This window comes from Pseudomonas sp. 44 R 15 (assembly GCF_900004965.1).
Taxonomy (GTDB): Bacteria; Pseudomonadota; Gammaproteobacteria; order Pseudomonadales; family Pseudomonadaceae; genus Aquipseudomonas; species Aquipseudomonas orientalis_A.
In genome coordinates this window covers 79,433-100,839 of sequence record NZ_CVTU01000110.1, presented here as the reverse complement: position 1 = coordinate 100,839, position 21,407 = coordinate 79,433, and the positions used below count along the sequence as shown (strand labels likewise).

The window sequence follows — 21,407 nt, the reverse complement described above, 5'->3', positions numbered from 1 at the left end:
GACCACAAAAAAGGCCATTCAATCGAATGGCCTTTTTTATTGCACTGGCTTTACTCAGTTACTCAGCTGACATTTTTACCAGGAGGCACACCGTAATCGTTATCCCCCTTATCGCCCTGAGTGAACAACTGGATGGACACCATTATAAAACCAACGACCGGTATCAAAAGCCAAAGTGCATACGCCCCGGTGATGTTCACATCATGAAGCCTCCGGAATGTCACTGACACCGCTGGGGGGATCATAAAGAGCACATAAAAGCCAAATGAGACGATAAACCAAGGGCTCGAAGAAACATCTGCCAGGTACGCTATCAAAATAGAGCCCCACATCACCACGATGTCCATCATTACAAACGCCCAGTACTCTCTTCTACAGGCTCGCCCACTGAACTTGATATAGTTTTTCACCGCTTGAAAACACCAGTTCATCCCTAACCCCCTGTCGATCCATATTTTATCGCGCCCCTTCACATGAAAAAGCGTGACGCATCCTATAAATGCTTGGAAAACCGAACTGTAGGACTAAGCTTAAACAGCTTTTCAAACGGTACTCGATGCGAACTAATCAGCGCTTGGCGACTCGCCATAGCTTGCCAAGTGCCTGAACTACGACCAACACCACAGCCCCTGCAATAATCCCCGCCACCGCATTCAACAACGTCGGCATCAACCACGCCAGCGCCCCGCTGTTCTGGCTCACGGTTTCGATCCAGTGATGCACCACCGGCACGCCATGGGTGAGGATGCCGCCGCCGACCATGAACATCGCCGCCGTACCGATCACCGACAGGCTCTTCATCATGTAAGGCGCTGCACTGAGGATGGCGCCGCCGATAGTGCGTGCCACTTGGCCCGGTTTCTGTGTCAGCCACAGCCCCAAGTCATCGAGTTTGACGATACCCGCCACCAGCCCGTAAACGCCGGCGGTCATGACGATGGCGATGCCCGACAGCACGATCACCTGCTGCGTCAACGCCGCATCGGCCACGATGCCGAGGGTGATGGCGATGATTTCGGCCGACAGAATGAAGTCGGTACGGATCGCGCCCTTGATCTTGTCCTTTTCGAAGGCCACCAGGTCGGTCGCCGGGTCGGCCACCGCTTCGGTCAACTGCGCGTGTCCGGCCTGATCTTCAGCCTTGCTGTGCAGAAATTTGTGCGCAAGTTTTTCGAACCCTTCGAAACACAGGTAGGCGCCGCCCAGCATCAATAGTGGCGTCACCGCCCAGGGGGCGAAGGCGCTGATCAACAGTGCGGTCGGCACCAGGATCAACTTGTTGACGAACGAGCCCTTGGCCACCGCCCACACCACGGGAATTTCCCGCTCGGCGCGCACGCCGGAGACTTGCTGGGCATTGAGCGCCAGGTCATCGCCGAGTACACCCGAAGTCTTCTTCGCCGCCATTTTTGTCATCAGTGCAACGTCATCGAGTACCGCGGCGATATCGTCGAGCAAAACCAACAAGCTGCTTCCTGCCATGAATCGGGTATCCGTTAAGTGAGAGATGAGGCGAGCATAGCGCGGCGCACTGCTGAGCGGGCACATTGTTGAGGCGCGCGGATGGCCGGTGCTACCATGCGCCACCGCCTGTCATGGCAAGGAAACGTCCGGTTTATGAGCAGCATTCGCGAGCGCAACAAAGAAAAAATCCTGCGGGCGGCGAGCGAGGAGTTTGCCGACAAGGGCTTCGCCGCGACCAAAACCAGCGACATCGCCGCCAAGGCCGGGCTGCCCAAGCCCAACGTCTACTATTACTTCAAGTCCAAGGACAACCTCTACCGCGAGGTGCTTGAGAGCATCATCGAACCGATCCTGGCCGCTTCCACGCCGTTCAATCCCGAGGGCGACCCCAAGGAAGTGTTGAGCAACTATATCCGCTCGAAAATCCGTATCTCCCGCGACCTGCCGTTTGCTTCCAAGGTGTTCGCCAGTGAAATCATGCACGGCGCGCCGCACCTCAGCGCCGAACAGGTCGAACAGCTCAATGCCCAGGCCAGGCACAATATCGACTGCATTCAGAGCTGGGTGGAGCGCGGCCTCATCGCGAAGATCGAGCCTAATCACCTGATGTTCAGTATCTGGGCAGCGACCCAGACCTACGCGGATTTCGACTGGCAGATCTCGGCGGTGACCGGCAAGGCCAAGTTGGATGAGGCCGATTATGAGGCGGCGGCGCAGACCATTATTCGGTTGGTGCTCAAGGGGTGTGAGCCGGACTGATAGACCGCAGTGCCTGTGCCAATCGGGGGCAAGCCCCCTCCCACATTTGACCGCATTCTCAAAGTGAACATCGGTGAAGTGTGAGAGGGGGCTTGCCCCCGATGAGGCCCTGACAGTCACTCAATACTTAAGCGGACACCCCGGCATCCGCCATCAACCCCACCCCTTCAATCGCCGTGATCGCGCACTGCTCGTCAATATCCGACGTATCCCCGCTGATCCCGATCGCCCCCAGCACCACGCCGTCCTGATTGCGAATCAACACCCCACCCGGCGCCGGCACCACACTGCCCTGCCCCAGGCTGTTCAGCGCCGCGATAAACGCCGGCCGCTGCTGCGCATCGAGCGCCAGCAGGCGTGAGCCTTTGCCCAGGGCAATCGCGCCCCAGGCCTTGCCGATGGCGATCTGCGGGCGCAGCAGGCTCGCGCCGTCTTCGCGTTGCAGGGCGACCAGGTGCCCGCCACTGTCGAGCACCGCGATGGTCAACGGCGCGGCGGCAATGGTGCGGCCCGCAGCGAGGGCCTGGCTGGCCAGTTGGGTGGCAATCTTCAAGGTTAAAGCGCTCATGGTGCCGTCCTTCTTTTGTTATTGGGAATACGTTGGAGCGTCTGTTTGATCAGATGCCGGATCGAACAAATAGAACACAATGACATTTGTTTTTGTATACAATATTTCCAAACAAAACTTCCATACGTCGAAAAAAGTGATTCAGACGAACGCAAAGCTCAGTTTATGAAATGCATTGACCTACGCCGCTCGCCGTGAATACACTTTGTACAGACACCACTTGTATACAATTACAAAACGCAAGAGGCACCAAAACCATGAGCAAAATGAGAGCAATCGAAGCCGCCGTCCTGGTGATGCGCCGTGAAGGGGTGGACACCGCCTTCGGTATCCCGGGCGCCGCGATCAACCCGCTGTATTCGGCCTTGCAGAAGGTGGGTGGCATCGATCACGTCCTTGCTCGCCACGTTGAAGGCGCCTCACACATGGCCGAGGGCTACACCCGCACCAAGGCCGGCAACATCGGCGTGTGCATCGGCACCTCGGGCCCGGCAGGCACCGACATGGTCACCGGCCTGTACAGCGCCTCGGCCGATTCGATCCCGATCCTGTGCATCACCGGGCAAGCGCCGCGCGCCCGGATGCACAAGGAAGATTTCCAGGCCGTGGACATCACCAGCATCGTGAAGCCGGTGACCAAGTGGGCGACCACCGTCCTGGAGCCCGGCCAAGTGCCCTACGCGTTTCAAAAAGCTTTTTATGAGATGCGCTCCGGCCGCCCCGGCCCGGTCTTGATCGACTTGCCGTTCGACGTACAAATGGCCGAGATCGAATTCGACATCGATGCCTACCAACCGCTGCCCCTGGCCAAGCCTTTGGCCACCCGCATCCAGGTGGAGAAGGCCCTGGCCCTGCTCGACCAGGCAGAGCGCCCTTTGCTGGTCAGCGGCGGCGGCGTGATCAACGCCGACGCCAGCGAGTTGCTGGTGGAATTCGCCGAACTGACGGGCATCCCGGTGATCCCGACCCTGATGGGCTGGGGCACCATCCCCGACGATCACCCGCTGATGGTGGGCATGGTCGGCCTGCAGACGTCCCATCGTTACGGCAACGCGACGATGCTCAAGTCCGACGTGGTCCTGGGTATCGGTAACCGCTGGGCCAACCGCCACACCGGTTCGGTGGAGGTGTACACCGAAGGCCGCAAGTTCATCCATGTCGACATCGAACCCACGCAGATCGGCCGCGTGTTCACCCCGGACCTGGGCATCGTGTCCGACGCCGGTTCCGCGCTGACGATGTTCATCGAAGTGGCCCGCGAGTGGAAAGCCGCCGGCAAGCTCAAGGACCGCAGCGCCTGGCTGCATGACTGCCAGCAGCGCAAGGCCACCCTGCACCGCAAGACTCACTTCGACAACGTACCGGTCAAGCCGCAACGGGTGTACGAAGAGATGAACCAGGTGTTCGGCAAAGACACCTGCTACGTCAGCACCATCGGCCTGTCGCAAATTGCCGGCGCGCAGTTCCTCCACGTCTACAAACCACGCCACTGGATCAACTGCGGCCAAGCGGGCCCACTGGGCTGGACCATTCCGGCGGCGCTCGGGGTGGTCAAGGCCGACCCGAGCCGCAAGGTGGTGGCGCTCTCTGGCGACTACGACTTCCAGTTCATGATCGAAGAGCTGGCCGTCGGCGCGCAGTTCAAGCTGCCGTATATCCACGTGGTGGTGAACAACTCGTATCTGGGGCTGATCCGCCAGGCACAACGCGGTTTTGAAATGGACTACTGCGTGCAGTTGTCTTTCGACAACCTCAACGCCCCGGAACTCAACGGCTATGGCGTCGACCATGTGGCCGTCGCCGAGGGCCTGGGTTGCAAGGCGCTGCGTGTGTTCGAGCCGAGCCAGATCCAGCCGGCGCTGCGCCGCGCCCAGGAAATGATCGAAGAATTCAAGGTGCCGGTGATCGTTGAGATTATTCTGGAACGGGTGACCAATATTTCCATGGGCACCGAGATCAACGCCGTCAACGAATTCGAAGACCTGGCCCTGGTCGGCAACGACGCACCGACCGCCATTTCCCTGCTCGATTAAGGAGAACCCTATGCCGCGCTTTGCCGCCAACCTGTCCATGCTGTTTACCGAACAGGAATTCCTTGCCCGCTTCAAAGCGGCCGCCGATGCGGGCTTCGAAGGTGTGGAATACCTGTTCCCGTATGAGTTCAGTTCAGCCGACATCAAGGCGCAGCTCGACGCCAACGGCCTGACCCAGGTGCTGTTCAACCTGCCCGCCGGGGACTGGGCCAAAGGCGAGCGCGGCCTGGCCTGCCACCCCGACCGGGTCGAAGAATTCCGCGCCGGGGTCAAGCTGGCCATCGCCTACGCCCAGGTCCTGGGCAATACCCAGGTCAACTGCCTGGCGGGTATTGCGCCGCAAGGCGTGGATAACGAAACCGTGGAAAAGACTTTCGTCGCCAACCTCAAGTACGCCGCCAACGCGTTGCAGGCGGCGGGCATCAAGCTGGTGATGGAGATGATCAACACCCGCGACATCCCCGGGTTCTACCTGAACAACACCGCCCAGGCCCTGTCGATTCGCGAGCAGGTGGGCAGTGACAATCTGTTCCTGCAGTACGACATCTATCACATGCAAATCATGGAAGGCGATTTGGCCCGAACCATGGCGACGCACCTGGAGGTCATCAACCATATCCAGCTGGCGGACAACCCGGGGCGTAATGAGCCGGGGACGGGGGAGATCAATTACCGGTTCCTGTTCGAGCATTTGGATCGGATTGGCTACACGGGTTGGGTCGGTTGCGAATACAAGCCGCTGACCACTACCGAAGCGGGTTTGGGTTGGCTCAAAACCCATAACGCCATCTAACAGACACCGGCAGCTTATGTGGGAGGGGGCTTGCCCCCGATAGCAGTGGTTCAGTCACATCATCTACACCTGACACACCGCAATCGGGGGCAAGCCCCCTCCCACATTGGACCGGCAGTGTCTGGCAGGCCTCAGCAAGTCTGCTATCGAATAAAAAGAGGATTTTGATCATGGCTAAAATCGGATTTATCGGCACCGGCATCATGGGCCAACCCATGGCCGCCAACCTGCAGAAAGCAGGTCATCAATTGTTTCTTTCCGAGCATCACGGCAACGCGCCCGCCGAGCTGATCGCTGCCGGCGCGGTGGCGCTGGCCAACCCGCAGCAAGTGGCCCAGGAAGCCGAGTTCATCATCGTCATGGTGCCCGACACCCCTCAGGTCGAAGACGTGCTGTTCCGGGCTGACGGCGTGGCCGCCGGGCTGTCGCCCCATAAAGTGGTGATCGACATGAGTTCGATCTCCCCCACCGCCACCAAGGCGTTCGCGGCCAAGGTCAACGAGACCGGCGCGCAGTACCTGGATGCCCCGGTGTCCGGTGGTGAAGTCGGCGCCAAGGCCGGCACGCTGAGCATCATGATCGGTGGCGAGCCGCAGACCTTCGAGCGCGCCCTGCCGCTGTTCCAGGCCATGGGCAAGAACATCACCCTGGTCGGCGGCAACGGCGATGGCCAGACCGCCAAGGTCGCCAACCAGATCATTGTCGCGCTGAACATCCAGGCGGTGGCCGAAGCGCTGCTGTTCGCCTCGAAAAATGGCGCGGACCCGGCCAAGGTGCGTGAAGCGCTGATGGGCGGTTTTGCGTCGTCGAAGATTCTCGAAGTGCATGGCGAACGCATGATCAAGGGCACCTTCGACCCGGGTTTCCGCATCAACCTGCACCAGAAGGACTTGAACCTGGCCCTGGCCGGAGCCAAGGAGTTGGGGATCAACCTGCCAAACACCGCCGGCACCCAGCAAGTGTTCAGCACCTGCGCCGCGCTTGGTGGCGGCAACTGGGACCATTCGGCGCTGATCAAGGGCCTGGAGCATATGGCGAATTTCTCGATTCGCGATAAATAAGCTGCAATGAAATGCAAATCAGTGTGGGAGGGGGCTTGCCCCCTCCCACACTGGGCCCTCATTTCATAGCTCGATTGTTGCACCTCTAATAACAAGAATTCCCCCGGGAGCCCGCTTATGTCGGTCGATCCGCAACACCTGCTTCGCGAGCTGTTTGCCACAGCCATCGACGCCGCCCACCCCCGGCAAGTCCTTGAACCTTACCTGCCCGCCGACCGCAGCGGCCGTGTGATCGTGATCGGCGCCGGCAAGGCCGCCGCCGCCATGGCGCTGGTCGTGGAGCACTGCTGGCAGGGCGAGGTCAGCGGCCTGGTCGTCACCCGCTACGGCCACGGTGCACCGTGCAAGAAAATCGAAGTGGTCGAGGCCGCGCATCCCGTGCCCGACGCTGCCGGCCTGGCCGTGGCCAAACGCGTGCTGGACCTGATCAGTGACCTGAACGAAGACGATCGCGTGATCTTCCTGCTCTCCGGTGGCGGCTCCGCCTTGCTCGCCCTGCCCGCCGACGGCATCACCCTGGCCGACAAGCAAAGCCTCAACAAAGCCCTGCTCAAGTCCGGCGCCACCATTGGCGAGATGAATTGCGTGCGCAAGCACCTGTCAGCGATCAAGGGTGGACGGTTGGCGAAGGCCGCGTGGCCCGCCACGGTCTACACCTACGCGATTTCCGATGTGCCGGGCGACCTGGCCACGGTAATCGCTTCCGGCCCCACCGTCGGCGACCCCAGCACCTCGCAACAGGCCCTGGCGATCCTCAAGCGCTACGGCATCGACATCCCGGCCTCGGTGCGCAGTTGGCTGCAAGACCCCGCCTCGGAAACCGTCAAACCCGGCGACCCGCTGCTGGCGCGCAGCCACTTCCAATTGATCGCCCGGCCGCAGCAATCCCTGGAAGCGGTGGCGGTTAAAGTGCGCCAGGCCGGTTTCAGCCCGCTGATCCTCGGCGACCTCGAAGGTGAAGCGCGCGAGGTGGCCAAGGTGCACGCCGGCATCGCCCGGCAAATCGTGCAGCACGGCCAGCCGTTGGCGGCACCGTGCGTGATCCTCTCCGGCGGCGAAACCACCGTCACCGTGCGCGGCAATGGCCGTGGCGGGCGCAACGCGGAATTTTTGCTCAGCCTCACCGACAGCCTCAAGGGCCTGCCCGGCGTCTACGCCCTGGCCGGCGACACCGACGGCATCGACGGCTCGGAAGACAACGCCGGCGCGCTCATGACCCCGTGCAGCTACCGCCGTGCCGAAGCCCTGGGCCTGAGCGCCAGCGACGAGTTGGATAACAACAACGGGTACGGCTATTTCGCCGCCCTGGGCGACTTGATCGTCACCGAGCCGACCCGCACCAACGTCAACGACTTCCGCGCCATCCTGATCCTTGAGACCGCCAAACATGACGCCTGACAAGAAGGTCAAAATCCTCGCCACCCTGGGCCCGGCCACCGCTGGGATCGATGACATCCGCGAGCTGGTGCAGGCCGGGGTGAACATCTTTCGCCTCAATTTCAGCCACGGCGACCACGCCGATCACGCGCAGCGCTATGAGTGGATTCGCCAGGTAGAGCGCCAACTGAATTACCCGCTGGGCATCCTCATGGACCTGCAAGGGCCCAAGCTGCGCGTCGGGCGCTTTGCCGAGGGCAAGGTGCAACTGGTGCGCGGCCAGGCGCTGCGCCTGGACCTGGATGAAACACCGGGCGATCAACGCCGGGTCAACCTGCCCCACCCGGAAATCATCGCGGCACTGGAGCCCGGCATGGACCTGTTGCTGGACGACGGCAAGCTGCGCCTGCGCGTCATCACCCGGCACGCCGACGCCATCGACACCACCGTGCTCAATGGTGGCGAGCTGTCCGACCGCAAAGGTGTGAATGTGCCCCAGGCACTGTTGCAACTCAGCCCGCTGACCGCCAAGGACCGTCGCGACCTGAGCTTCGGCCTGGAGCTGGGCGTGGACTGGGTGGCGCTGTCGTTCGTGCAGCGCCCGGAAGATATCCGCGAAGCCCGCGCACTGATCGGCGACCGGGCCTTCCTGATGGCCAAGATCGAGAAGCCCTCGGCGGTGCAACAACTGCGCGAAATCGCCGAATTGAGTGATGCGATCATGGTGGCCCGTGGCGACCTGGGCGTGGAAGTGCCGGCCGAAAGCGTGCCGCACATCCAGAAGGACATCATCAAGACCTGCCGCCAACTGGGTAAACCGGTGGTGGTAGCGACCCAGATGCTCGAGTCCATGCGTTTCTCTCCGGCACCGACCCGCGCCGAAGTCACCGACGTGGCCAATGCGGTGGCCGAAGGGGCGGATGCGCTGATGCTGTCGGCCGAAACGGCCTCGGGCGAATACCCTCTGGAAGCCGTGCAGATGATGAGCAAGATCATCCGCCAGGTGGAACACGGCCCGGATTACCAGGCCCAGCTGGATGTCAGCCGGCCCGGGGCGGATGCCACGGTGTCGGACGCCATCAGCTGCGCGATCCGCCGCATCAGCAGCATCCTGCCGGTGGCGGTGCTGGTGAACTACAGCGAGTCGGGCGCCTCCAGCCTGCGCGCGGCACGGGAGCGGCCGGTGGCGCCGATCCTCACGCTCACGCCAAACCTGTCCACGGCGCGGCGCTTGAGCGTGGCGTGGGGGGTGCACTCGGTGGTCAATGATCGGCTTCGGCAGGTGGATGAGGTGTGTTCCACCGCGCTTGAGATCGCCCAGGCTCAGGGCATGGCGCAGCGTGGGGATACGTTGGTGATTACTGCGGGGGTGCCATTTGGGCAGTTGGGGTCGACCAATTCCTTGCGTATCGAAACCCTACTGTAGGAGCGAGCTTGCTCGCGAAGAACGTCAACGCTGACGCAGGCATCCTGAATGCACGCGGCGCCTTTAGGTTTTTCGCGAGCAAGCTCGCTCCTACAGGGAGTTGCCATGCACAATCCAACCTGCCCCGACTGGGCCGAAGCCCTGCTCAACGGCTTCAGCCAGATCTTTCTCCAGCGCCATCCGCTGTGCGGCCTGCTGTGCCTGTTGGCGATCCTGATCGGCGCGCCGGGGTTGCTCGGCGGCGCATTGCTGGGTGGCGTCGCAGGCTTGCTCACGGCGCAGCGCCGGGGCTACCCCAAGGCTGAACGCCAGGCCGGGCTGTACAGCTACAACGGCGTATTGCTGGGTGTGTTGATCAGCCAGCACCTTGCCTGGTCGGCCCTGGTGGTGCCGCTGATCCTGGCCTGTGGCGGCTTGAGCGCAATGCTGGTGCGGCAGTGGTCGAAATACGCCGCCCACCCCCAGGCTCTGCCCGCCTACACCACACCCTTTGTCGGCCTGGGCTGGTTGTCGCTGGGCAACATCGCGCCCGCGACCTTGGCCCTGAGCGAGCCCGAGCCCCTGACGGTAATCGCTGCGCCATTCACCGGCCTGGCGCAAGTGATGCTGTTGGACCAGCCCCTGGCCGGAGCCTTGATTGCGCTCGGCCTGCTGCTGGCTGATCGGCGCGCCGCCTTATGGGCACTCACCGGCGCCATCGCCGGCGTGCCGGTCGCCTTGCTGCTGGGCGAAACCAGCGGCGCCCTGCTCGGCCTGCACAGCTATAACCCGGCGCTCGCCGCCTTGGCACTGAGCCAGGCACGCCGCGAGCCCTGGTTGCCGCTGATCGGCATCGTCCTGGCAATCATGCTCACCCCCGGCTTCGCCGCCCTGCACCTGCCGGCGCTGACGGCGCCCTTCATTCTGACCTGCTGGCTGGTGCGCGCCAGCCAGCGAATACTGCGCAAGCCGCGCATGGACAGTCCGTACGAATCCCCCTAGGCTTTGCCGATATTCAATTCGAGCGGGATTTATGGACAGCAACAACGACTGGCGCCAGCGGCTCTACGTGATGGTTTTCCAAAGCGATACCGTCGCCGGGCGGCGCTTTGACGGCATCCTGTTGTTGATCATCCTCGCCAGCCTGGTGATCGTGATGCTCGACAGCATCGACGAAATTCACCAGAACTACGCTGACGTGCTGGCCTATATCGAGTGGGGCTTCACGCTGATCTTCGCCATCGAGTACGGCCTGCGCCTGTACTGCTCGCCCAAGCCGTTGCGCTACGCCTTCAGTTTTTACGGGCTGGTGGATCTGCTCGCCATCGTGCCCGGCATCCTCGCGTTGTACTACAGCGACGCGCAGTACCTGCTGATTATCCGCATCATCCGCATGCTGCGGATCTTCCGCGTCCTCAAGCTCAGTCCTTACCTCAAGCAGGCCAACTACCTGATGGCGGCGCTGCGCGGCAGCAAACAGAAGATCGTGGTGTTCCTGGTCAGCGTGTGCACCCTGGTGACAGTGTTCGGCACCCTGATGTACGTGATCGAGGGCCCGGAGCACGGGTTTACCAGCATTCCCAAGGGCATCTATTGGGCGATCGTGACGCTCACCACCGTGGGCTTTGGCGATATCGTGCCCAAGACCCCGCTGGGCCAGGTGATTTCCTCGCTGGTGATGATTACCGGCTACTCGATTATTGCCGTGCCGACCGGGATATTCACCGCCGAGCTGGCCAGTGCCATGCGCGGTGAACAGCTGCAGACCGACTGTCCGGTGTGCAAGAAGAACAGCCATGAGCCGAATGCGGCGTTTTGTTCACGCTGTGGCAGCAACCTGTTTAAGAAAGTGGAATAAGCAAAGTTCTTTTTAATCTTTAAGCGACTATGCAGCCCCGGCTATAGTCGCTGGCATTGTGCCTCCCCCCTCCTCTCGAACAACAAGGAATGAGCAGTGAAAAACATCCTCAGCGCCTCCCTCCTGGCCGCCGGCCTGGCCCTGGCCGGCGCCGTCCAGGCGGCTCCGGTCACTCTGCTCAACGTCTCCTACGACGTGATGCGTGATTTCTACAAAGACTACAACGCGGCCTTCCAGAAGCATTGGGACGCCGAGCACCCGAATGACAAGCTGACCCTGCAGATGTCCTTCGGCGGCTCCAGCAAACAAGCGCGCTCGGTGATCGACGGCCTGCCGGCGGACGTGATTACCATGAACATGGCGACCGACATCAACGCCCTGGCCGACAACGGCAAGCTCGTACCGGACAACTGGGTCACCCGCCTGCCGAACAACAGTGCGCCGTTCACCTCGGCCACTGTCTTTATCGTGCGCAAGGGCAACCCGAAAGCCCTGAAAGATTGGCCGGATCTGCTCAAGGACGGCGTGCAAGTGATCGTACCCAACCCGAAGACCTCGGGTAACGGCCGCTACACCTACCTGTCGGCCTGGGGCTATGTGCTGAAGAACGGCGGCGACGAAGAAAAAGCCAAGGCCTTTGTCGGCAAGCTGTTCAAACAAGCGCCGGTACTCGACACCGGTGGCCGGGCCGCGACGACCACCTTCATGACCAACCAGATCGGCGACGTGCTGGTGACCTTTGAGAACGAAGCGGAAATGATCGCCCGTGAATTCGGTCGTGATCAGTTCGAAGTGATCTACCCAAGCGTGTCCGCCGAGGCAGAGCCGCCGGTGTCGGTGGTGGACAAAGTGGTCGAGAAGAAAGGCACCCGCGCCGCCGCCGAAGACTACCTGAAGTACCTGTGGTCGCCGCAAGGCCAGGAAATCGCCGCCAACAACTACCTGCGCCCGCGTGACCCGAACGTGCTGGCCAAGTACACCGACCGTTTCCCGAAAGTCGACTTCCTGTCGGTGGAGAAGACCTTTGGTGACTGGCGCACCGTGCAGAAAACCCACTTCAACGATGGCGGGGTGTTTGACCAGATTTACACCGGCCAATAAACGTTCGGGCTGAATAAACACAGTCAGAACTGTGGGAGGGGGGCCCCTCCCACATTGGTTTGGCGTTGAATCATTATTTCGCGGCATGACCGTTATCACCACAAGCGGCCTACTCAGCGCCGGCCGATGTCTTTACTCTCTCATCCCATCGTCCTTCGCCTGCATGAGAACCCCATGAATGCTACCCCCCACGCTGCCGGCACCATGACCCGAGGCATGGTCATGCTGTTTGCGTTTTGCTGCGGCGCCATCGTCGCCAACATCTACTACGCGCAGCCGATTATCGAACTGATCGCGCCGGACATCGGCCTCACGCCGGCAATGGCCAGCCTGATCGTGTCGCTCACGCAGATCGGCTACGCCCTGGGCCTGTTCTTCCTGGTGCCGCTGGGGGACCTGCTGGAAAATCGCAGGCTGATGATCATCACCACGGTGGTGGCCATCGCCAGCTTGTTGGGCGCCGCGTTCACCGAGCAGCCCAACCTGTTTTTGCTGGTGTCGCTGCTGATCGGCTTCAGTTCGGTGTCGGTGCAGATCCTGATCCCGTTGGCCGCACACTTGGCGCCTGCCGAATCCCGTGGCCGGGTGGTCGGCAGCATCATGGGCGGCCTGCTGCTGGGCATTCTGCTGGCGCGACCGGTGTCCAGCGTGGTGGCGGACCACTTCGGCTGGCGGGCGATGTTCATGGCGGCGGCGGCATTGATGGCGTTTATCAGCGTGGTGTTGATGCTGACCATTCCCAAGCGCCAACCGACGCACAGCGCCAGTTACGGTCAGTTGCTGGGTTCGCTGGGTACCTTGCTGCGTGAGCAGCCGGTGTTACGCCAGCGTGCGTTTTATCAAGGTTGCATGTTTGCCGCGTTCAGCCTGTTCTGGACCGCCGCGCCACTGGAACTGGTGCGCAACCACGGCCTCAGCCAGACCCAGATCGCGATCTTCGCCCTGGTCGGTGCCATCGGTGCCATCGCTGCGCCTATCGCCGGGCGGCTGGCCGATGCCGGTCACACCCACCGCGCCTCGTTGCTGGCGATGCTGCTGGGTGCGCTGAGTTTCCTGCCGGCCTTCGTGCACCCGCTGTACAGCGTGATCGGCCTGGCGGTAACGGGCGTCGTGCTGGACTTCTGCGTGCAGATGAACATGGTCCTCGGCCAGCGTGCCGTCTACGCCCTCGACGCCCATAGTCGCAGCCGCCTGAACGCGCTGTACATGACCAGCATCTTCATTGGCGGTGCCTTCGGCTCGGCGATTGCCAGCAGCGTGTACGAACACGGCGGTTGGCTGGGCGTGATGCTGGTGGGCAGTGCATTCCCGCTGGTGGCGTTGTTGCGGTTCCTCAGTGCGTCGCGGCAGGTAGCGGTCGCCAACGCTTAAGAACGCACCAACTTCTCCAAAGCCGCATCCGCCAGAAATGACGAGCGGCTTTTGACGTTGTGTTCACGCACGTAACGGTCGATGCGTTGGATCACATAACCGGGCAAGGTCACATTGACCTTCTCGGTCTTGCCCAGATAGGGCGAGATATCCAGCTCCAACATGCCCCAGCCCATACCGGCGTAGTCTTCATGGGCGTGATGAGTGGCAACCGAGGTTGGCATTGGAATCACCCCGCCCTCTGCGGCAATCTCCTGCAGCATGAGGTGCGCCACTTCCACGGCCGCGTTGTAGGCCTCTTCGAAACTGTCCCCGGCGGTGACGGCGCCCGGAATATCGGGGATCTGGATACCGGTGGCGGTGAAATCATCGCCCCATTCGATACAGATTGGGTATTGCATGCATGCTCTCCTTAAAACTGAAACAGCCCGGCGCGTTTCCTGATGCTTCTCACAGTGCCCATAGGCAGATCCTTCTTCGGATGGGGCACCGGTATCGTGTACGGGTTATAGCGGTGGGTGAAAAGGTGATGGCTGCCGGTGACCCTATCCAGCACCCAGCCTGCTTCCAGCAACTCCTTGATCAATAGCCTGCTTTGCACCGTCGCCTCCTTGGCTCGGACTGAATAAACGTAACCCTAGAGTTATATTTATTCAAGCACAGAATCGCCGGGGCTGACTGACGGTTGTTTTACCGGATATTGATGAGAGGTTCGGCGCCGCTTCAGGCTCAAGCCGAGTGCGCGTGGTCCAGGCAACACAGCAAGCGCGCGACCGTGTGTTCCAGCGGGCCGGAGTTATCCAGCACGAACAAACCCGCGCCATTGGCGGCGATCAGCGCCTCGGTGAACTGCGCGTTGCGCGCCAGGCGTTCCTCGATGTCCACCAGGGCCTCACGCCCGCGCGCGACCAGGCGCTGGCGCAGTACGGCTTGATCAACGGTCAGCAGCAGTACCAGCAGCGTCGGGTAACGCTCGCGGGTTTGCACCAGGTACGCACGGGAGCCGTTGACCAGCACGTCCTCCCCGGCCGCCAGCCACTCGTCAATCTCCTTGGGAATGCCGTAGGACAACCCATTGGCCTGCCAACTGAGGGCAAACGCGCCCTGCGCCTGCATCGCTGCAAACTGCGCCGGGCTCACGCCTTGCGCCGCCTCGCCCACCGCTTCCGCCGAGCGCGTAATCACGCGGCGCACAATGCGGCAACCACGCTCGGCCAACCGGGGGCGTGCGGCATCCAGCAGGCTGTCCTTGCCCGAACCTGAAGGTCCGATGAGATAGATCAACCTGCCTGCCATCACACCACTCTCTTTGCTTGTTTTCGCACGGGTTGGCCCCTGGCCCGGTTTGCCTGGTACCGCAGAGTATATCCAGCGATTGCCCGGCAACCAGGCCGGCGGTGGTCACCTTACCGGGAAAGGGTGAGCGGTGACAGCGGTGGATGGCTGCGCTGCTTACTCGTCACCACTCAGACGGCGCAACGGCTGAGCCAGCCAGGATCGTTCCCACGCTCCGCGTGGGAATGCCGCTCTGGACGCTCCGCGTCCTGCTTTTTGCGCACTGGTGACGCGGAGCGTCACGGGATGCATTCCCACGCCGAGCGTGGGAACGATCAATCAGAGGCAAGAAAAAGGCGACCCGAAGGTCGCCTTTTGTCATTGCGCGTATTGCTTGCTCAATCCAGGCGGCACGCCTTGCACGCTGGTCTCTTCCCACGGCCCGTTCGGGCTGATGGAGCGGCTCCAGCCGTTGCTCCAGCGGTAGTAGGTGCGCTGGCGGTAGAACGTGTCGGGCTGGTCGTCGAGGACGTACACCTGCATCTTGCCGTCCCAGTGGCTGGCGGCGCCTGGGGGTGGGGCGAAGGTCGGCGATTTGCTCGGCAGCGGTTTTGGCGGCGGGGTTACCGGGCCGGAGGGTTTGCTGTCGGGCTGGGTCGACGGGCCCGATGGCGGGATGGTCGGGCCGGTGGGGCCCGGAGGTGGCCGGTGAACCGCACAGGCGCTCAGCCCCACGACGAGGCTGAGCAGGGTCATACGTGCAAATGCGTTCATGGGCCTTTCCTCCAATTAATTATCCGGACTGTCGATGGTCAGCTGCTGCAGCGCAGTCATGCTGCTGGCCAAGGGTTGGCTGCGGCCGATCCACTCGCCAGCGGTTGGAACACCTGCCCGGGATATGCGCGCAACCAGTTGGACTTCAGGGAAGTTGGACAGTTTCAACTGCGGCATCATCGCGTCGGCATCGCTCAGTTCCACGGTGACGGGCAGTTCGGCAACGGTGACCCGTTTGGCCGCGAGCGGCGCAGGCGGGCCGCTGACGGCGCGGGCGAAGATAAACACGCTGTCACCCGGCAGAGCCTTGGCTTTCACGTCGGCGGACAGGTCCACGCGCACTTTCAGCACCGCCTTTTGCGCAACAGTGCCGCCGCTCTCCCGGAGCTTTTGCGCAGCGCGATCGATACCGCCCTGCAGCGCCACCCGGGAATTGTCGTCGGGCGGCAGTTGCGCCAACAGACGATTCCAGTAGTCGATAGCCTCCTGATAGCGCTGGCCTTCAAAGGCGGCAATACCGAGCAGGCCGAGGCTGGTGACTTCCTTTGGATCGAGCTTCAAGGCTTCGTCGGTCAGCGCCTGAACCTTGGGCGACCACTGTTTGTTGTCGGCAAAATACTGCGCCTGGGCCCACTGCCCGAGCAACTCGGGCTGGCGACCGGCCAATGCAACGCTGCGTTCAAACACCTTGGCGGCATCGGCGGAGCGATCCTGGGCCATGTAGGCGCGGCCCAGGAAGTACAGGCCTTCAGCTGAATCCGGTTGGGCCACTGCGGCACGTTCCAGGCGTTGCGTCATGTCGGCCATCGACACCGGCGGCTGGGAGAATTCGCGGGTCAGCTCGACCTTGTCGCTCGCCCCGTAATGCAGGTACAGCGCAACGCCCAGCACCGGCACGAGAAACGCCGCCAACACTGGCAGCGGCTTGCCCAGGCGTGATTCGCGCGGTTTTTCTACGCCTTCGGTATCGGCCAGCAACTCACGCGCAGCTTCGGCACGGCCGGTATCGAGTTGCGCCGCATCCAGGACGCCGTCGTCGCGCTGCACTTGCAGTTCGGCGACGCGCTCTTGGTACAACGCCACGTTCAGCGCGGTGCGATCCTCCTCGCGCTGGGCACGACGGCCGCGCAGCACAGGGATCAACAGGAAACTCAGGGCAATCAACAGCAGCAGGCCGACTGCGAGCCAGAAATCAATCATCGGTCTTGGTGTCCAGCAGTTGGTCGAGGCGTTTACGCTCTTCGGGGGACAGCGCGTCGCTGCCATCGGCAGGTGCGGCGCGGCGACGACGCACAATGACGGCCATCACCACCACGCCGGTCAGCAGCAGCCCGGCGGGGCCGAACCAGAGCAGCGCGGTCTTGCCGGTAAGCGCCGGTTTATAGCGCACAAAATCACCGTAGCGGTCGACCATGAAGTCGATGATCTGCTGGTTGTCCTTGCCCTCCCCCAGCATGCGGAAGATTTCCTTGCGCAGGTCGGCGGCGATGGGCGCGTTGGAGTCGGCGATGTCCTGGTTCTGGCATTTGGGGCAGCGCAGTTCCTTGGTCAGCTCGCGGAAACGCTCGCGATCACCGTCATTGGCAAATTCGTAGGTGTCGATGGCGGCGTGGGCCACACCGGCCAGGCCCAGCGCCAGTACAGCTGCGACTAACAGACGCTTCATGGTTTGGCCTCGTCGACCAGCGCCTGGTACTTGGCAGCCAGTTGCTCGCGCCACACCACCTCGTCGATCACGCCGACGTACTTGTCGCGGATCACGCCTTTAGCGTCGATAAAGAAGGTTTCCGGAGCGCCATAGACGCCGAGGTTCAGGCCGAGGTTGCCGTCTTCATCGCGAATATCCAGCTGGTACGGGTTGTGAAATTCGGCCAGCCACTTCAAGGCTGCTGCATTGTCGTCCTTGTAGTTGATGCCATAGATCACCACGCCTTTCTCAGCGAGTTTGTTCAACACCGGGTGTTCGACGCGGCAGGAGATGCACCAGGTGCCCCACACGTTGACCAGCGCCGGCTTGCCCAGCAGGTCGGCGCGGGTCAGTTGCTTGTCGCCCTGCACCGTGGGCAGCGAGAATTCCGGGAACGGCTTGCCGATCATGGCCGACGGCAACTCGGCCGGGTCCAGGTACAAGCCGCGATAGAGGAACACTGCCACCACCAGGAACGCTGCCAGCGGCAACACCATCAATCCACGCTTCATACCGCCGCTCCCATGCCGAGGGCTTCACGCACCCGGCTCTTGACCTTGACCCGATACCGCCGGTCCAGCGCTGCGAGCAAACCACCCAACCCGGTCAGCAAGCCGCCGAACCAGATCCAGCGCACGAACGGTTTGACATGTACGCGCACTGCCCAGGCGCCATCGCCCAGGGGTTCACCCAACGCCACGTACAGGTCACGGGTGAAACCGGCATCGATGCCCGCCTCGGTCATCATCGAACTCTGCACGGTGTACAGGCGTTTTTCCGGGTGCAGCACGGCGATTTCCTTACCGTTGCGCACCACGCGTACGGTGCCTTTGTCTGACGTGAAATTCGGTCCTTCGAAGTGCCTGGCGCCTTCAAAGATGAACTGGTAACCGCCCAGGTCCATGGACTCGCCGGGCGCCAGGCGCAGGTCGCGCTCGGCGCTGTTCTGGCTCGACAACACCACGCCCAGGGCGCAGACGGCGATGCCGATATGGGCGATCTGCATGCCCCAGTAGCTGCGGGTCAAGGTCGGCAGGCCTTTGATCAGGCCCTTGTGGCGGGTCTTGTCGGCGATGTCGCGCACGCCGGCCAGCAACACCCAGGCCGCGAGCAGGAAGGTGGCGAGCACCGCCCAGTTGAAGTCGCCGTAGGCAACCCCGGCGATCACGGCCAGGGCCACACTGCCCAGCAGCACCGGCATCAGCATCCCGGCCAGCCATTTCACCGGGGTGTCTTTCCAGCGCACCAGCACACCGACCGCCATCACCACCATCAACAGGCCCATCAACGGAATGAACAAGGCGTTGAAGTACGGCGGGCCGACGGACAGCTTGGCGCCGCTCAAGGCATCCAGCACCAGGGGGTAGAGGGTGCCGAGCAGAATCATCGACGCCGCCACCACCAGCACCAGGTTGTTACCCAGCAACAAGGTTTCCCGCGACCACAGGTTAAAGCCGACCTGGCTCTTGACCACTGGCGCGCGCAGGGCGAACAGGGTCAGCGAACCGCCGACGACAAACAGCAGGAAGATCAGGATGAATACGCCGCGCGCAGGGTCGGAAGCAAACGCATGCACCGACGTCAGCACGCCCGAACGCACGAGGAACGTGCCGAGCAGGCTGAGGGAAAATGCCGCGATGGCCAGCAACACGGTCCAGCTCTTGAACACGCCGCGTTTTTCGGTGACGGCCAGCGAATGAATCAGCGCGGTGCCGACCAGCCAGGGCATGAAGGAGGCGTTTTCCACCGGGTCCCAGAACCACCAGCCGCCCCAGCCGAGCTCGTAATATGCCCACCATGAACCGAGCGTGATGCCGATGCCGAGGAAGGCCCAGGCGACGATGGTCCATGGCCGCGACCAGCGCGCCCAGGCCGCATCGAGACGCCCGCCGAGCAAGGCGGCGATGGCGAAGGCAAAGGCCACGGAAAAGCCGACATAGCCCATGTAGAGCATCGGCGGGTGCACGATCAGACCGATGTCTTGCAGCAGTGGGTTGAGGTCATGCCCGTCCACGGGGATCTGCGGCAGGATGCGGCTGAACGGGTTGGACGTCATGATCAGGAACAGCAAAAAACCGATGCTGATCATGCCCATCACCGCCAGCACCCGCGCCAGCATGACCTGCGGCAACTGGCGGGAGAACACCGACACGGCGAAGGTCCAGCCACCGAGGATCAGCGCCCACAGCAGCAGCGAACCTTCGTGGGCGCCCCACACGGCGCTGAACTTGTAGTACCAGGGCAGTGCACTGTTGGAGTTATTGGCGACATAGGCGACGGAAAAGTCGTCGGTCATGAATGCGTAGGTCAGGCAACCGAAGGCGAACAGCAGGAACGCGAACTGCCCCCAGGCGGCCGGCTGCGCCAGGCTCATCCACAGGCGGTCACCGCGCCAGGCACCGAGCAACGGCACCACGGCCTGGACGATGGCAAAGCACAGGGCGAGGATCATCGCCAACTGGCCGAGTTCGGGAATAAACAAAGCGGCGTTCATGACTCAGCCCTCCTTGGCAGGGGTTGGGGCGGATTGGCCGCTGTCCTTGAGGGCTTTGGTCACCTCCGGCGGCATGTATTTTTCATCGTGCTTGGCCAGCACTTCATCGGCCACCACCACGCCACTGGCGTTGAGCTTGCCCAGGGCGACGATGCCCTGGCCTTCGCGGAACAGGTCCGGGAGGATGCCACGGTAGGTGATGGTCACGGATTTGCTGAAGTCGGTGACCACAAAACTCACATCCAGGGAGTCTGCGGAACGCTTCAAGGAGCCCTTTTCGACCATGCCGCCGGCGCGGATGCGCGTATCGACCGGCGCTTCGCCATTGGCGATCTGGGTCGGGGTGTAGAACAGGTTGATGTTCTGCTGCAAGGCACTCAAGGCCAGACCCACGGCAATGCCGACGCCGGCCATGATGGCGAGAATGATCAACAGACGCTTTCTACGCAGCGGATTCACTTTTCGGTCTCCCGGCGCAGACGACGCGCCTCTTGTTGCAGGTAACGCTTGCGCGCCAGCAGCGGCGCGGCGACGTTGAGGGCCAGCACCGCCAGGCAGATGCCATAGGCCGTCCAGACATACAGGCCGTGGTGGCCCATGGCGAGAAATTCACTGAAAGAAGCAAAACTCATCCACGCGCTCCCAGGCAGGTTTGCACTTCGGCCCTGACCCAACTGGCGCGGGCTTCACGCTTGAGCACTTCGAGGCGCATGCGCAGCAGCAGCACGGCGCCAAAGAAAAAGTAGAAGCCCAGCACCATCAGCAGCAGCGGTGCCCACATTTCCACCGGCATTGCCGGTTTTTCGGTGAGGGTGAAGGTGGCGCCCTGGTGCAGGGTGTTCCACCACTCCACCGAATATTTGATGATCGGGATGTTGATCACGCCGACAATCGCCAGCACCGCGCAGGCCTTGGCGGCGCTGTCGCGGTTGCTGATCGCATTGCCCAGGGCGATCAGGCCGAAGTACAGGAACAGCAGGATCAACATCGACGTGAGCCGCGCATCCCACACCCACCACGAACCCCAGGTGGGTTTGCCCCAGATCGCGCCGGTGACCAGCGCCACGGCGGTCATCCACGCACCGATGGGTGCAGCGCATTGCAGGGCGACGTCGGCAAGCTTCATCTTCCACACCAGGCCGACGATGCCGCAAACCGCCAGCATCACGTAGCAGGACTGCGCCAGCATGGCGGCGGGCACATGGATATAGATGATGCGAAAGCTGTTGCCCTGCTGATAGTCCGGTGGCGCAAAGGCCAGGCCCCAGACCAGGCCGATGCCGATCAGCAGCACCGCGGCGACGCTCAACCACGGCAGCAGTTTGCCGCTGATGCCATAGAACCATTTGGGCGAGCCGAGCTTGTGAAACCAGGTCCAGTTCATTGC

The 21,407-nt window shown here is 62.2% G+C and carries 24 protein-coding genes; 10 read left to right on the top strand and 14 right to left on the bottom strand.

The window, feature by feature from the left end; genetic code table 11:
- Positions 1 to 62 precede the first annotated feature (62 nt).
- The gene (locus BFP93_RS21080; protein ID WP_083203316.1) at positions 63 to 431 is read right to left on the bottom strand and encodes a DUF805 domain-containing protein; all 369 of its coding nucleotides are present in this window, start codon (positions 429 to 431) and stop codon (positions 63 to 65) included.
- Between the two features lie 136 nt (positions 432 to 567).
- Entirely contained in the window at positions 568 to 1,482 is a 915-nt protein-coding gene (locus tag BFP93_RS21075) for a DUF808 domain-containing protein (protein ID WP_065894781.1), read from the bottom strand.
- Between the two features lie 135 nt (positions 1,483 to 1,617).
- On the opposite strand from BFP93_RS21075, the gene BFP93_RS21070 reads away from it, so the two are divergent.
- Positions 1,618 to 2,223, top strand: coding sequence for a TetR/AcrR family transcriptional regulator (locus BFP93_RS21070; protein ID WP_065894780.1), 606 nt, complete (start codon positions 1,618 to 1,620; stop codon positions 2,221 to 2,223).
- Positions 2,224 to 2,350: 127 nt separating this feature from the next.
- On the opposite strand, the gene BFP93_RS21065 is transcribed toward BFP93_RS21070, so the two are convergent.
- Positions 2,351 to 2,791, bottom strand: coding sequence for a GlcG/HbpS family heme-binding protein (locus tag BFP93_RS21065; RefSeq protein ID WP_065885193.1), 441 nt, complete (start codon positions 2,789 to 2,791; stop codon positions 2,351 to 2,353).
- A gap of 257 nt (positions 2,792 to 3,048) precedes the next feature.
- Between BFP93_RS21065 and gcl the strand changes: the two genes are divergently transcribed.
- The 9 genes from gcl (at position 3,049) to BFP93_RS21020 (ending at position 13,790) form a co-directional block, all read left to right on the top strand.
- Entirely contained in the window at positions 3,049 to 4,824 is a 1,776-nt protein-coding gene (gene gcl, locus BFP93_RS21060) for a glyoxylate carboligase (protein ID WP_065894779.1), read from the top strand.
- Positions 4,825 to 4,834: 10 nt separating this feature from the next.
- Positions 4,835 to 5,617, top strand: coding sequence for a hydroxypyruvate isomerase (gene hyi / locus BFP93_RS21055; protein WP_065894778.1), 783 nt, complete (start codon positions 4,835 to 4,837; stop codon positions 5,615 to 5,617).
- Positions 5,618 to 5,787: 170 nt separating this feature from the next.
- Positions 5,788 to 6,678: a 2-hydroxy-3-oxopropionate reductase gene (locus BFP93_RS21050; protein WP_065894777.1), complete on the top strand. Its 891-nt coding sequence runs from the start codon at positions 5,788 to 5,790 to the stop codon at positions 6,676 to 6,678.
- A gap of 117 nt (positions 6,679 to 6,795) precedes the next feature.
- A complete protein-coding gene (locus tag BFP93_RS21045; protein ID WP_065894776.1) occupies positions 6,796 to 8,076 on the top strand; it encodes a glycerate kinase type-2 family protein in 1,281 nt (426 codons plus the stop codon).
- Entirely contained in the window at positions 8,066 to 9,481 is a 1,416-nt protein-coding gene (pyk, locus tag BFP93_RS21040) for a pyruvate kinase (protein ID WP_065894774.1), read from the top strand. The genes BFP93_RS21045 and pyk overlap by 11 nt, the downstream gene beginning before the upstream one ends.
- 105 nt (positions 9,482 to 9,586) lie before the next feature.
- Complete coding sequence (locus BFP93_RS21035) at positions 9,587 to 10,462, top strand: urea transporter (protein ID WP_065894772.1); 876 nt, start codon at positions 9,587 to 9,589, stop codon at positions 10,460 to 10,462.
- A gap of 31 nt (positions 10,463 to 10,493) precedes the next feature.
- Entirely contained in the window at positions 10,494 to 11,318 is an 825-nt protein-coding gene (locus BFP93_RS21030) for an ion transporter (protein ID WP_065885187.1), read from the top strand.
- A gap of 96 nt (positions 11,319 to 11,414) precedes the next feature.
- The gene (locus tag BFP93_RS21025) at positions 11,415 to 12,419 is read left to right on the top strand and encodes a sulfate ABC transporter substrate-binding protein (RefSeq protein ID WP_065894770.1); all 1,005 of its coding nucleotides are present in this window, start codon (positions 11,415 to 11,417) and stop codon (positions 12,417 to 12,419) included.
- Between the two features lie 174 nt (positions 12,420 to 12,593).
- Positions 12,594 to 13,790 (top strand): MFS transporter, encoded by a 1,197-nt coding sequence (locus BFP93_RS21020; RefSeq protein ID WP_065894768.1) that lies wholly within the window; start codon positions 12,594 to 12,596, stop codon positions 13,788 to 13,790.
- Here the strand turns inward: BFP93_RS21020 and BFP93_RS21015 are convergent.
- From BFP93_RS21015 to BFP93_RS20965, 11 genes are all read right to left on the bottom strand, one after another.
- A complete protein-coding gene (locus tag BFP93_RS21015; protein WP_065894766.1) occupies positions 13,787 to 14,191 on the bottom strand; it encodes a type II toxin-antitoxin system HicB family antitoxin in 405 nt (134 codons plus the stop codon). The two genes, BFP93_RS21020 and BFP93_RS21015, sit on opposite strands and share 4 nt — an antisense overlap.
- An 11-nt stretch (positions 14,192 to 14,202) precedes the next feature.
- Positions 14,203 to 14,391: a type II toxin-antitoxin system HicA family toxin gene (locus BFP93_RS21010; protein ID WP_065894764.1), complete on the bottom strand. Its 189-nt coding sequence runs from the start codon at positions 14,389 to 14,391 to the stop codon at positions 14,203 to 14,205.
- Between the two features lie 128 nt (positions 14,392 to 14,519).
- Positions 14,520 to 15,086, bottom strand: coding sequence for a phosphonate metabolism protein/1,5-bisphosphokinase (PRPP-forming) PhnN (phnN, locus tag BFP93_RS21005; protein WP_065894763.1), 567 nt, complete (start codon positions 15,084 to 15,086; stop codon positions 14,520 to 14,522).
- A gap of 357 nt (positions 15,087 to 15,443) precedes the next feature.
- Positions 15,444 to 15,839, bottom strand: a complete 396-nt coding sequence (locus BFP93_RS21000; protein ID WP_065894762.1) for a hypothetical protein — start codon at positions 15,837 to 15,839, stop codon at positions 15,444 to 15,446.
- A gap of 15 nt (positions 15,840 to 15,854) precedes the next feature.
- A complete protein-coding gene (ccmI, locus tag BFP93_RS20995; RefSeq protein ID WP_065894760.1) occupies positions 15,855 to 17,039 on the bottom strand; it encodes a c-type cytochrome biogenesis protein CcmI in 1,185 nt (394 codons plus the stop codon).
- Positions 17,032 to 17,505 (bottom strand): cytochrome c-type biogenesis protein, encoded by a 474-nt coding sequence (locus tag BFP93_RS20990; protein WP_057722736.1) that lies wholly within the window; start codon positions 17,503 to 17,505, stop codon positions 17,032 to 17,034. Before BFP93_RS20990 ends, ccmI begins: the two co-directional genes overlap by 8 nt.
- On the bottom strand, positions 17,502 to 18,038 hold the full coding sequence (locus tag BFP93_RS20985; protein ID WP_065885177.1) for a DsbE family thiol:disulfide interchange protein: 537 nt from the start codon (positions 18,036 to 18,038) through the stop codon (positions 17,502 to 17,504). Before BFP93_RS20985 ends, BFP93_RS20990 begins: the two co-directional genes overlap by 4 nt.
- Positions 18,035 to 20,020 (bottom strand): heme lyase CcmF/NrfE family subunit, encoded by a 1,986-nt coding sequence (locus tag BFP93_RS20980; protein ID WP_065894758.1) that lies wholly within the window; start codon positions 20,018 to 20,020, stop codon positions 18,035 to 18,037. Before BFP93_RS20980 ends, BFP93_RS20985 begins: the two co-directional genes overlap by 4 nt.
- A gap of 3 nt (positions 20,021 to 20,023) precedes the next feature.
- Positions 20,024 to 20,479 carry a cytochrome c maturation protein CcmE gene (ccmE, locus tag BFP93_RS20975; protein ID WP_065894757.1) on the bottom strand — a complete coding sequence of 152 codons (456 nt, stop codon included), beginning with the start codon at positions 20,477 to 20,479 and terminating at the stop codon, positions 20,024 to 20,026.
- Positions 20,476 to 20,652: a heme exporter protein CcmD gene (gene ccmD, locus BFP93_RS20970; RefSeq protein WP_065894756.1), complete on the bottom strand. Its 177-nt coding sequence runs from the start codon at positions 20,650 to 20,652 to the stop codon at positions 20,476 to 20,478. Before ccmD ends, ccmE begins: the two co-directional genes overlap by 4 nt.
- Positions 20,649 to 21,404, bottom strand: a complete 756-nt coding sequence (locus tag BFP93_RS20965; RefSeq protein ID WP_065894755.1) for a heme ABC transporter permease — start codon at positions 21,402 to 21,404, stop codon at positions 20,649 to 20,651. Before BFP93_RS20965 ends, ccmD begins: the two co-directional genes overlap by 4 nt.
- Positions 21,405 to 21,407 lie beyond the last annotated feature (3 nt).